The 12,270-nt window shown below is 43.2% G+C and carries 7 protein-coding genes and 3 pseudogenes; 6 read left to right on the top strand and 4 right to left on the bottom strand.

Features of this window, described 5'->3' with window-relative positions; genetic code table 11:
- Positions 1-117 precede the first annotated feature (117 nt).
- The 3 genes from lon to HMPREF9007_RS13365 are packed head-to-tail and all read left to right on the top strand — an operon-like array spanning position 118 to position 4,811.
- Complete coding sequence (lon, locus tag HMPREF9007_RS13355; protein WP_008761520.1) at positions 118-2,583, top strand: endopeptidase La; 2,466 nt, start codon at positions 118-120, stop codon at positions 2,581-2,583.
- A complete protein-coding gene (gene tgt, locus HMPREF9007_RS13360) occupies positions 2,580-3,710 on the top strand; it encodes a tRNA guanosine(34) transglycosylase Tgt (RefSeq protein WP_008761519.1) in 1,131 nt (376 codons plus the stop codon). Before lon ends, tgt begins: the two co-directional genes overlap by 4 nt.
- 3 nt (positions 3,711-3,713) lie before the next feature.
- Positions 3,714-4,811 (top strand): LptF/LptG family permease, encoded by a 1,098-nt coding sequence (locus HMPREF9007_RS13365; protein ID WP_008761518.1) that lies wholly within the window; start codon positions 3,714-3,716, stop codon positions 4,809-4,811.
- Positions 4,812-4,987: 176 nt separating this feature from the next.
- On the opposite strand, the gene HMPREF9007_RS13370 is transcribed toward HMPREF9007_RS13365, so the two are convergent.
- On the bottom strand, positions 4,988-5,494 hold the full coding sequence (locus tag HMPREF9007_RS13370; RefSeq protein WP_008761517.1) for a thioredoxin family protein: 507 nt from the start codon (positions 5,492-5,494) through the stop codon (positions 4,988-4,990).
- 265 nt (positions 5,495-5,759) lie between these two features.
- Between HMPREF9007_RS13370 and serB the strand changes: the two are divergent.
- Both serB and HMPREF9007_RS13380 read left to right on the top strand, forming a co-directional pair.
- A pseudogene (gene serB, locus HMPREF9007_RS13375) lies at positions 5,760-6,990 on the top strand (phosphoserine phosphatase SerB).
- Positions 6,991-7,037: 47 nt separating this feature from the next.
- Positions 7,038-8,279 (top strand): DEAD/DEAH box helicase, encoded by a 1,242-nt coding sequence (locus HMPREF9007_RS13380; RefSeq protein WP_008761516.1) that lies wholly within the window; start codon positions 7,038-7,040, stop codon positions 8,277-8,279.
- A gap of 39 nt (positions 8,280-8,318) precedes the next feature.
- Here HMPREF9007_RS13380 and HMPREF9007_RS13385 read toward each other — a convergent pair whose 3' ends face one another.
- The 3 genes and pseudogenes from HMPREF9007_RS13385 to rfbC all read right to left on the bottom strand — a co-directional run bounded on the left by HMPREF9007_RS13385 (position 8,319) and on the right by rfbC (position 11,034).
- Entirely contained in the window at positions 8,319-9,116 is a 798-nt protein-coding gene (locus HMPREF9007_RS13385; RefSeq protein ID WP_008761515.1) for a DUF4738 domain-containing protein, read from the bottom strand.
- A 37-nt stretch (positions 9,117-9,153) separates the two neighbouring features.
- Positions 9,154-10,466, bottom strand: a pseudogene (locus HMPREF9007_RS13390) (UDP-glucose/GDP-mannose dehydrogenase family protein).
- A gap of 19 nt (positions 10,467-10,485) precedes the next feature.
- On the bottom strand, positions 10,486-11,034 hold the full coding sequence (rfbC, locus tag HMPREF9007_RS13395; protein WP_008761514.1) for a dTDP-4-dehydrorhamnose 3,5-epimerase: 549 nt from the start codon (positions 11,032-11,034) through the stop codon (positions 10,486-10,488).
- A gap of 89 nt (positions 11,035-11,123) precedes the next feature.
- Here rfbC and HMPREF9007_RS13400 point away from each other — a divergent pair.
- Positions 11,124-12,220, top strand: a pseudogene (locus HMPREF9007_RS13400) (SPOR domain-containing protein).
- Positions 12,221-12,270: the final 50 nt, after the last annotated feature.

Genomic DNA, 12,270 nt, shown 5'->3' with positions numbered 1-12,270 from the left:
TTGGCATTGTTTTTGTGTTTTTATTCCACACTGTGCTTTATTATTAAAGAGAATCAATTAACTTTGCAAACGATTTATGCATATTATGTATGACATAAACTAAATTAAAACGAAAAGATGAAAGAAAGATACTTATTGGAAGGAGAAGTTGGTGAGAACGGCTTCTCACTGATTACCGACTATGATGGCAATGACGAACATGTGTTTGATGTGAATATAAAATCCGGTGATATTCTTCCGGTTCTCCCCCTTCGTAATATGGTGTTGTTTCCCGGAGTATTTTTACCTATTACAGTAGGCAGAAAGGCTTCATTAAAGCTGGTTCGCGAAGCTGAAAAGAAACACAAAGATATTGCAGTGATTTGCCAGAGATCGGCACACACGGAAGACCCCAAACTGGAAGATTTGCACAATGTCGGCACTGTCGGACGAATTGTACGGGTACTGGAAATGCCTGACCAGACAACAACAGTCATCCTTCAGGGAATGAAACGTCTGCGTCTGAAAGATATTGTAGATACACACCCTTATCTGAAGGGCGAGATCGAACTTTTGGAAGAAGATGTCCCAAACAAAGACGATAAAGAGTTTCAAGCCCTGGTTGAAACATGCAAGGACTTGACGATGCGTTATATCAAATCATCAGAAATGCATCAGGACTCGTCATTTGCTATAAAAAACATCAGTAATCCGATGTTCCTCATTAATTTCATTTGTGCCAACCTGCCATTCAAGAAAGATGAGAAGATGGATTTATTAAGTATCAACTCATTAAGAGAGCGTACTTATCATCTATTGGAAATCTTGAATCGCGAAGTACAGCTGGCAGAAATCAAGGCATCCATCCAAATGCGTGCCCGTGAGGATATCGATCAGCAACAGCGTGAATACTTCCTCCAGCAACAGATCAAAACGATCCAGGATGAACTGGGTGGCAGCGGTCAGGAGCAGGAAATTGAAGAAATGCGCCTGAAAGCAGTTAAAATGCACTGGAATGCAGAAGTAAGAGATACTTTCCTGAAGGAACTGGCGAAACTGGAACGTACACATCCGCAATCACCGGACTTCAGCGTACAGCTCAACTATCTGCAAACAATGCTCAACCTGCCTTGGGGAGTTTATACAACAGACAATCTGAATTTGAAAAATGCAGAAAAGACGTTGAATAAAGACCACTACGGACTGGAAAAAGTAAAAGAACGTATTTTGGAACACCTTGCCGTATTAAAACTGAAAGGCGATATGAAATCACCTATTATCTGTTTGTACGGCCCTCCGGGAGTTGGTAAAACATCCCTCGGAAAATCCATCGCATCGGCACTGAAACGAAAATATGTCCGTATGTCTTTGGGCGGTGTGCACGATGAAGCAGAAATTCGTGGTCACCGCAAAACTTATATTGGCGCTATGCCCGGACGAATCATCAAGAGCCTGATTAAGGCAGGAGCCTCTAACCCTGTATTTATACTGGATGAGATCGACAAAGTCAGTGCCGACCGTCAGGGCGATCCGTCATCAGCTTTGCTGGAAGTACTTGATCCGGAACAGAATACCTCTTTCCATGACAACTTCCTGGATGTAGATTATGACCTTTCCAAAGTACTGTTCATTGCAACCGCCAATAATCTGAATACGATCCCCGGCCCGTTGCTCGACCGTATGGAGCTGATTGAAGTCAGCGGATACATCACGGAAGAAAAAGTTGAAATTGCCCGTAAGCACCTGTTGCCGAAAGAACTGGAAGCAAACGGACTTAAAAAGACGGATATCAAGATTCCGAAAGATACTTTGGAAGCGATTATCGAATCATATACCCGTGAAAGCGGCGTCCGTGAACTGGAAAAGAAAATCGGCAAGATTCTCCGCAAATCTGCCCGTCAATATGCAACAGACGGTTATTTCGCCAAATCAGAAATTAAACCGACTGATTTGTATGAATTCCTGGGAGCACCGGAGTATACTCGTGACAAATATCAGGGAAATGACTATGCAGGCGTAGTCACCGGACTGGCATGGACTGCCGTCGGCGGTGAAATACTCTTTGTAGAAACGAGTCTGAGCCGTGGTAAAGGTGCGCGTCTTACACTAACAGGTAATTTGGGAGATGTAATGAAAGAATCAGCTATGCTGGCACTCGAATACATCAAAGCACATGCTTCCATCCTCGATCTGAATGAAGACATCTTTGACAACTGGAATATACATATCCATGTCCCCGAAGGTGCTATTCCGAAAGATGGACCGTCGGCAGGTATTACTATGGCTACTTCTTTAGCTTCTGCTCTCACCCAAAGAAAGGTAAAAGCAAACCTTGCCATGACGGGAGAAATCACTCTCCGTGGCAAAGTGCTTCCTGTCGGTGGTATCAAAGAGAAGATTCTTGCCGCCAAACGTGCCGGAATCAAAGAAATCATCATGAGTGCCGAAAATAAAAAGAACATAGATGAAATTCAGGACATATATTTAAAAGGACTGCAATTCCACTATGTAAACGACATAAAAGAAGTATTCGCAATTGCGCTGACAGACGAAAAAGTTGCGGATGCCATTGATTTATCTGTAAAGAAACCCAGCCAGGAATGACATTTGAGTTACAATATACAGACACTAAAAGTAATGCCCGTGCAGGTCTGATAACAACAGACCACGGGCAGATACAAACACCTATCTTCATGCCTGTGGGAACACTGGGCACTGTTAAAGGAGTACATGTAACAGAACTGAAAGAAGATATCCAGGCACAGATTATTCTGGGCAACACCTATCATTTATACTTGCGTCCGGGACTAGACGTAATTGAAAAGGCAGGCGGACTACATCGCTTCAATGGTTTTGATCGCCCTATGCTGACCGATAGCGGTGGTTTTCAGGTATTCTCATTAGCAGGAATACGAAAACTTCGGGAAGAAGGAGCCGAATTCCGCTCGCACATTGATGGCAGCAAACATATCTTTACCCCGGAAAAGGTGATGGATATAGAACGTACCATTGGCGCTGATATCATGATGGCTTTTGACGAATGTCCTCCGGGAGATTCAGATTATGCATATGCCAAAAAGTCATTAGGGCTGACACACAGATGGCTTGATCGTTGTATTCAGCGTTTTAACGAAACTGAACCGAAATACGGCTACAACCAGTCTCTCTTCCCCATCGTGCAAGGATGTGTTTATCAGGATTTGCGTAAGCAATCCGCTGAATTCGTCGCCTCCAAAGGAGCGGATGGAAATGCAATCGGCGGACTGGCCGTAGGCGAACCGGTAGATAAGATGTACGAGATGATAGAGGTTGTCAACGAGATTCTTCCCAAAGACAAGCCCCGCTATCTGATGGGAGTCGGTACCCCCGTAAATATCCTTGAAGGCATTGAACGCGGAGTCGATATGTTCGACTGTGTTATGCCTACCCGAAACGGACGAAATGGCATGCTGTTTACCAAAGACGGTATCATCAATATGCGAAACAAGAAATGGGAAACAGACTTCTCTCCCATCGAGGCAGACGGTGCTTCTGCTGTAGACACGCTATACAGCAAAGCGTACTTGCGTCACCTTTTCCACGCACAAGAACTACTGGCAATGCAAATTGCTTCTATACACAATCTGGCATTTTACCTGTGGCTGGTAGGTGAAGCCCGGAAACATATCATTGCCGGAGATTTCTCTACCTGGAAGCCGATGATGGTAAAAAGAGTGTCAACAAGATTATAAAGAATGAAAAGCAATCGATTAATAAAACGGCTGGATTGGTATATCATCAAGAAATTCTTGGGGACATACGTATTTGCCATTGCATTGATTATCTCAATTGCGGTGGTATTCGACTTCAACGAGAAGATGGACAAGCTGATGGAGCATGAAGCCCCTTGGGACAAGATCATCTTTGAATACTACATGAACTTCATCCCCTACTTCTCCAATCTGTTCAGTCCGCTGTTCGTATTCATCGCCGTTATCTTCTTTACCTCCAAACTGGCGGAGAACTCTGAGATCATTGCCATGTTCTCCACCGGTATGAGTTTCAAAAGAATGATGCGCCCCTATATGATCTCTGCCGCCATCATTGCTGCGGCAACATTCATGATGAGTTCGTTCATCATTCCCAAAGGTAGTGTTACCCGTCTGAACTTTGAAGATAAATACATCAAACCCAAGAAAGTCAACTCGGTCCGAAACGTGCAGTTGGAAGTGGACAGTGGTGTCATAGCCTATATCGATAATTACAATGACGGAATGAAAACCGGCAACCGCTTTTCATTGGATAAGTTTGTCGACAAGAAACTTGTCTCCCACTTAACGGCACGCCGTATCACTTACGATACAACAACGGTCAATAAATGGACCATTCACGACTATATGGTACGTGAACTGGACGGACTAAAAGAAAAGATCACCAAAGGAGACCGGATCGACTCTATTATAAATATGGACCCATCGGACTTCCTGATCATGAAGAATCAACAGGAGATGCTGACCAGTCCGGAACTGAGCGAATATATCGAAAAGCAGAAACGACGGGGATTTGCCAATATCAAAGAGTTTGAAATTGAGTACCACAAACGAATTGCAATGTCATTTGCTTCGTTTATTCTGACAATCATCGGGGTTTCTCTTTCATCACGAAAAACGAAGGGTGGTATGGGACTTCATCTGGGTATTGGATTAGGGCTTAGCTTCTCTTATATCCTGTTCCAGACAATCACTTCTACCTTTGCCATAAACGGTAACGTGCCTCCTGCGATTGCAGTCTGGATTCCCAATATCCTCTATGCAGGCATCGCATTCTATCTGTATCAGAAAGCACCTAAATAAGGAACATAAAACTTAGATCAAGGAGATCTAAAATAGAAGTTCCGCCTATTCTTGCCGAAAGCAAGTACAGGCGGAACTTTTTTGTTGTATCCATTTCCTCTTTTGTCTATTCTCCATTTTAATCACCAAACGGTGATCCGGAAAATCCCTCTTTCTCCTTACTCTTTTCGAGATTGTCAACCAATCTCACTTACATAAGCAGAAAGATCTGCAGCAGAGATGTTTTTGGCTATAATCACACCATTTCCATCCAATAAATAGTTTGTGAACCCCCGATTCAAACGGTACTTTTTAAATAATCCGGAGTCCTCGCCTTCTGTTTCCACGAAACAAGTGGGCGTAACTATTTGGTCCTTACGAACAGTTTCCTTAAAGATTGACTGGTATTCGTCAAACGAAACAGAAACCATTTCCACATTACGGGAAGAACGAAGCACATTGCTCAAACTTACGTTTTGCATCCGGGATTGCGCGTCATAACTTGCCCAAAAACTAAGCAACACATATTTACCTTTCAAATTACCCAACTTAAAAGCCGGTTGCCCATTCGACGCAGATTCGATTTTAAAATCAGGGGCTACGTCACCCTCACTCAAACCTCCGGTAGGTTTGTCTTTCTCAACGAAAGCGGTCAAGGAACAAATCAGTAATACAACAAAAATCCATTTTACATAAGAATTCATGTAATGCGGTTTTAGTTAATACTATCCGGGACTGTCCTTAAACAGTGGTTTCTTCCCGAAACGTTGTCTTTTCAGGCATCAGGCGAAGAGGAATCCGCTGATTATCAGTGCCTTTATTTTTGAAACCGGGTGCAAAGGTAGTAATTATTAAATTAACTTCCAAAAAACAAGCCATTTTCTTACTTTTGGGGTATAACTTTTTATGTTATTTAGCATAAAAACGAACTTTTTTCCCTACTTTTGCAGCGTTAAAGTCTATTTTTTTATGCAACCATCAAATACTGAATTGATTCTGATTCGAGTTACCGGCGAAGATCGCCCGGGACTTACCGCTTCCGTAACTGAAATACTTGCCAAGTATGACGCTACTATCCTTGATATCGGACAGGCGGACATCCATAATACTTTGTCATTAGGCATCCTTTTCAGAAGCGAAGAAAGGCATTCCGGATTCATTATGAAGGAGCTGCTGTTTAAGGCATCTTCATTGGGAGTAACCATTCGTTTCGAACCGATAGGAACCGATCAGTATGAGAACTGGGTAGGTATGCAGGGGAAAAACCGCTATATACTAACGGTATTGGGCCGCAAACTGTCCGCTCGCCAGATCTCTGCCGCTACCCGCGTACTAGCAGAACAAGACTTAAACATTGATGCCATCAAACGTCTGACGGGGCGTATCCCTTTGGATGAGGACAAAACGGATACCCGTACCCGTGCCTGTATCGAGTTCTCCGTACGCGGTACCCCGAAAGACCGTATCGCCATGCAGGAGCGACTGATGCAGCTGGCTAGCGAACAGGAGATGGACTTTTCTTTCCAGCAAGATAATATGTACCGCCGTATGCGTCGTCTGATCTGTTTCGATATGGATTCGACCTTGATCGAAACTGAGGTAATCGACGAGCTGGCTATCCGTGCAGGTGTAGGTGATGAAGTAAAGGCCATTACAGAAAGCGCCATGCGTGGAGAAATAGACTTTACAGAAAGCTTCACACGTCGTGTAGCCTTGTTAAAAGGACTGGATGAATCAGTCATGCAGGAAATAGCAGAAAGCCTTCCTATTACGGAAGGAGTAGACCGCCTGATGTATGTACTGAAAAAATATGGATACAAAATTGCTATTCTTTCCGGAGGATTCACCTATTTCGGTCAGTATCTGCAAAAGAAATACGGCATAGATTACGTATATGCGAACGAATTGGAAATTGTAGACGGCAAATTAACCGGACGCTATCTGGGAGACGTAGTAGACGGCAAACGAAAAGCCGAACTCCTCCGTCTGATCGCTCAGGTAGAGAAGGTTGATATTGCTCAGACGGATAGCCGTTGGAGACGGTGCCAACGACCTTCCTATGCTGGGAATCGCCGGACTGGGAATCGCCTTCCACGCAAAGCCCAAAGTAGTGGCAAATGCCAAACAATCCATCAATACCATCGGGCTTGACGGAGTGCTCTATTTCCTGGGATTCAAAGATTCTTATTTGAATATGTAATTGAGACCAAAAATTATTTTATCTTTGTCGGCAAATAAAAAGAAGTAATGAAGTTTTCCGAACTAAAACTAAATGCAAATGTGCTTGATGCGCTTGACGCCATGCGATTTGACGAGTGCACGCCTATACAGGAACAAGCAATTCCAATCATACTAGAAGGTAAAGATTTGATAGCAGTTGCACAAACGGGCACTGGTAAAACAGCAGCATTCCTGCTGCCTATCCTGAATAAGTTATCCGAAGGAGGACATCCCGAAGATGCCATTAACTGTGTCATTATGTCCCCTACCCGGGAATTGGCGCAGCAAATCGACCAGCAAATGGAAGGCTTCTCCTATTTTATGCCCGCATCGAGTGTTGCCGTATACGGTGGAAATGACGGAATCCTTTTCGAACAACAGAAGAAGGGACTTACGTTAGGTGCAGATGTAGTAATAGCTACTCCCGGACGGCTGATAGCCCATTTAAGCCTTGGATACGTAGACCTTTCCAAGGTTTCTTATTTTATACTGGACGAAGCAGACCGTATGCTTGATATGGGATTCTACGAAGATATCATGCAAATCGTGAAATATTTGCCGAAAGAACGACAGACAATCATGTTCTCGGCAACTATGCCTGCCAAAATACAGCAACTGGCAAAAACAATTCTGAATAATCCGGCGGAAATCAAACTTGCCGTTTCAAGACCGGCAGATAAAATCATCCAGGCAGCTTATGTATGTTACGAGAATCAGAAGCTAGGTATCATACGCAGCCTTTTTACTGACGAAGTACCCGAACGTGTGATTATTTTCGCTTCCTCCAAAATCAAGGTTAAAGAAGTAACAAAGGCTCTGAAAATGATGAAACTAAATGTAGGAGAAATGCATTCGGATCTTGAACAGGCACAACGTGAAGTGGTCATGCACGAATTTAAAGCCGGAAGAATCAATATTCTGGTTGCTACGGATATCGTTGCCCGTGGTATCGATATTGACGACATCCGATTGGTTATCAACTTTGATGTCCCCCATGACAGCGAGGATTATGTGCACCGTATCGGACGTACAGCACGTGCCAACAATGACGGAGTAGCACTCACCTTTATCAGCGAGAAAGAACAGAGCAACTTCAAATCCATCGAGAACTTTCTTGAAAAAGAAATATATAAAATTCCCGTTCCCGCCGAATTAGGAGAAGCACCGGAATACAAGCCCCGCTCTTACAACAATAAGAGAGGTGACAGTTCTAAAAGAAGAAGCTTCGGAGGAAAAAGGAATAACAACAATGGAAAAAAAAGGCAATAACCGCCCCTCTTCTCCTGCAAGAAACTAAAAAACATTTGGCTATTTCGTCGGAGTAATAGTCAACTTGCCGCTAAAGCTGACAGTCAAATTTGTTATACTGTAAATAGAACTTTCCGGAATGGATAAAACAGCCTGATAATGGAAACCATTCCGGTCTACCTTTACAAATTTAGTATCAGATAAAATTGCCTGCACCAGGAAATCCGCAGGAACCACACTTTCAAACATCTGCTTGGTAATATCACTGGCAAACAGGCTCTTCTTGCCTTCATACACACAAATGTGCATCACATTATCGTAGTACACATTATCCATACTAATACCGTCTTCAGTATATATCGTCTTGATCACCCTCATTTTGGATGGATTGATATACACATAAGCACGATAGCGGCTACCATTATAGTTCACAATACTATCGCGCTTCGTTACTTCCGTATAGGTGGGAATAATCATTTCCTGACCGACAAAAGATAACGAATCATTAGGATCTTCAGATTTATGCAATCTGATCATATTATCTGCAATCGAATGAAACCAGAAAATATGCTCCCCCTGCTTATCTATCTTATAATAGGTAGTATCATTGCCATAAGTATAAAGAGTATCCCGTATGATTTTGAATGTAATAGGAGCGCTCTGCGAATCTGCATAATAGATGGTATCCCCTTCTATACGCATCAACGGGCTCTCAGTCTCATCATCCAGCCAGATTCCTTGCAGCAGTTCTTTCGCACTCAAATCCTCCTCTTGTCCGGAGGAAGAGTGCGGATTCTTACTGCTGTTACATGCTGCGAGCAAGATCGCTACTAACGATATCGCTACATATTTCGTCATTTGTCTAAATTTTGTGTATAAAGATACTCTAATTATCTTATTTACCAATGCATGAATAAATAAATCCGAGCTCTTCCATTTCTTTTTTATCATAGATATTGCGTCCATCCAGCACAATTTGCTGATTCATAGTCTTTTTGATGACAGCCCATGAAGGCAGACGGAATTCTTTCCATTCGGTAATTAACATCAGGACATCAGCATCAAGTACCGCATCATACATATCGCGGGCGTAATAAATAACATCACCGATACGACGTTTACACTCATTCATTGCAGCCGGATCGTATGCGCGTATCTGACAACCTGCTTTCAGAAGTTTATCGATCAATACCAATCCCGGAGCCTCACGCATATCATCCGTTTCCGGTTTAAAAGCCAATCCCCACAAGGCGATGGTCTTACCTCTCAAATCACCATTAAACTGCTTCATCAGTTTTTCAAACAAGACTCCTTTCTGCGCCTCATTCACATCTTCCACCGCACGAAGTACACGCATAGTATACCCGTTTTGCTCGGCAGTCTTGATCAATGCTTCACATCTTTAGGAAAACAAGAGCCACCATATCCGATACCTGGGTATAGGAACTTGCGTCCGATACGAGTATCAGAACCGATACCGCTACGTACCATATTTACGTCGGCACCTACCAGTTCACACAAGTTCGCGATGTCATTCATAAAGCTGATACGGGTTGCCAACATAGAGTTAGCCGCATATTTCGTCATTTCAGCCGATGGGATATCCATGAAAATAACACGGAAGTTATTCAATAAAAACGGCTTATAGAGTTTCGACATCAGTTTCTCCGCACGAACAGACTCCACTCCTACCACTACACGGTCCGGACTCATAAAGTCACTGATAGCATTGCCCTCTTTCAGAAATTCCGGATTGGAAGCCACATCAAACTCAATGTTCACTCCTCTTTTATCCAGTTCTTCCTGTATAGCGGCACGAACTCTGCGCGCAGTACCTACAGGAACCGTGCTCTTCGTCACTACCAATTTATATTGATTCATATTACGACCGATGGTGCGGGCAACTTCCAGCACATAACTCAAATCAGCACTGCCATCTTCGTCCGGAGGCGTACCGACAGCACTAAATATAACCTCAACATCGTCCAGGCAACTCTCAAGCGAAGTCGTGAATTTCAGTCTTTTTGCCTTGACATTGCGAAGTACCATTTCTTCCAATCCATTCTCATAGATCGGAATCACTCCTTTCTGCAAAGATTCTATTTTCTCGCTATTCGTATCTACACAAGTTACATTTACGCCAATTTCAGCAAAACATGTTCCAGTTACCAAACCAACATAACCGGTTCCGACAATCGCTATTTTCATATCTATCGTTTGTTAGAGTTTATTCAAAATATACAGCATCTCTGAAAGCCATGCCCTCTTTATCCTTGGGCGACAAAAGCATCTGCGACTCCCCAAGCATCCAGTCGATGCCTAACGTTTCATCATTATATACTATAGACGCTTCTGCTTGCGGAGCATATTTATTGTCTACCTTATACATGAACACAGCTTCTTCGCTCAACACCACAAAGCCATGAGCAAAACCACGGGGAATAAAAAACTGCCTTTTATTTTCTTCACTGAGCAATGCGCTGACATGTTTTCCAAAAGTCGGTGACGACCGGCGCAAATCGACAGCAACATCCAGCACCTTTCCTTTCAGAACGCGAACTAACTTTGCCTGGCTGTATTCACCCTTCTGATAGTGCAATCCCCGCAATACGCCAAAGGACGATTTCGATTCATTATCCTGCACAAAGTCGACCGGACCGATCTTCGCTTCAAACTCCTCTTTCTTAAAGGCTTCCATAAAGTAGCCCCGTTCATCAGAATAAACATTGGGTTCTATCAGCCACACCCCATCTATTTCTGTCTGTATATAGTTCATCGTTAGTAGTAATAAGTAAAACGATGCAAAAGTAGTGATTTTTTCGAAGTTTTCTGGGATATATTCAATTAATCTCTTAATTTTGCACTATGATTGAATTAGCACAACACATAGAGGCTCTGTTGTTAGAGAACGATTGCGTAATCGTTCCTAATTTTGGCGGATTCGTAGCACACTACGCTCCCGCAACCTATGTAAAAGAAGAAAATCTTTTTTACCTCCTACCCGTATCATCGGTTTCAATTCTCAGCTTAAACTGAATGACGGCGTGTTGGTACAGTCCTATATGTCTGCGCACGACACCAGTTTTGCCGATGCTACCCGTATGGTGGAGAAAGAAGTGAACGCCTTCGTCGAGATTCTTCATGAAGAAGGTAAAGCCGATCTGGAAAACGTGGGTGAAATCCGTTATAACATTTACGGGAACTACGAATTCACTCCTTATGATCATAAGATAACGACTCCTTCATTATATGGACTGGATTCTTTTGAGATGCGTGAGCTCTCTGCGTTGCAGCGAAAAGAAAGAATACTGGTACCTGCCAGTCTGACGAAAGAAAAGAAAACGTATGAAATCAGCATCAGCCGTACCCTTCTTCGTAATGCTGCGGCAATGATTGCCGTTATCGTTATGTTCTTCGCATTCTCTACTCCTGTAGAAAATACGTATGTCGAGAAGAACAATTATGCCCAGTTGCTGCCTGCCGAGCTTTTTGAGCAAATAGAAAAACAATCGGTTGCAGTCACTCCTGTTTCTGTAGAGACAAAGCATAATCAAAAGAATGCGACTGGTCAGACGAAGAAAGTTACCGCTGATAAAGCCAGAACTTCAAGACCTATCGCTGTCAAAGAAGTCAAGGTTGCCAAGCAGGAAACAACACCGGCCACACCGACAGCAACAATACCGACTACGACCGCAGTGACAACTCCGGTTGCACCCGCAGTTCAGCCACAGGCCAATCATCCCTTTCACATTATCGTAGCAGGAGGAATCGGTCTGAAAGATGCTGAAGCAATGGCAGAACAATTAAAGGCAAAAGGATTTGCCGAAGCGAAAGCCTTGAACAGCGATGGCAAAGTACGTGTCAGCATCCGTTCATTCGGAAATCGCGAAGAAGCTACCAAACAACTATTGGAGCTTAGAAAAAACGAAACTTATAAGAATGCCTGGTTACTGGCAAAATAAATCCCCTTTTGAAACATGAAACGAGTTCTTTGTCCTAAATGTGAGAATTA

The organism is Bacteroides sp. 1_1_14, assembly GCF_000162515.1.
GTDB lineage: Bacteria > Bacteroidota > Bacteroidia > Bacteroidales > Bacteroidaceae > Bacteroides > Bacteroides thetaiotaomicron.
The sequence above is the reverse complement of the archived record's forward strand: the minus strand, read 5'-3'. Positions and strand labels throughout refer to the sequence as shown.

Coding starts and splice junctions, on each gene's coding strand:
- lon (WP_008761520.1), top strand. CDS start 118: ATGAAAGAAAGATACTTATTGGAAGGAGAAGTTGGTGAGAACGGCTTC.
- tgt (WP_008761519.1), top strand. CDS start 2,580: ATGACATTTGAGTTACAATATACAGACACTAAAAGTAATGCCCGTGCA.
- HMPREF9007_RS13365 (WP_008761518.1), top strand. CDS start 3,714: ATGAAAAGCAATCGATTAATAAAACGGCTGGATTGGTATATCATCAAG.
- HMPREF9007_RS13370 (WP_008761517.1), bottom strand. CDS start 5,494: ATGAATTCTTATGTAAAATGGATTTTTGTTGTATTACTGATTTGTTCC.
- HMPREF9007_RS13380 (WP_008761516.1), top strand. CDS start 7,038: ATGAAGTTTTCCGAACTAAAACTAAATGCAAATGTGCTTGATGCGCTT.
- HMPREF9007_RS13385 (WP_008761515.1), bottom strand. CDS start 9,116: ATGACGAAATATGTAGCGATATCGTTAGTAGCGATCTTGCTCGCAGCA.
- rfbC (WP_008761514.1), bottom strand. CDS start 11,034: ATGAACTATATACAGACAGAAATAGATGGGGTGTGGCTGATAGAACCC.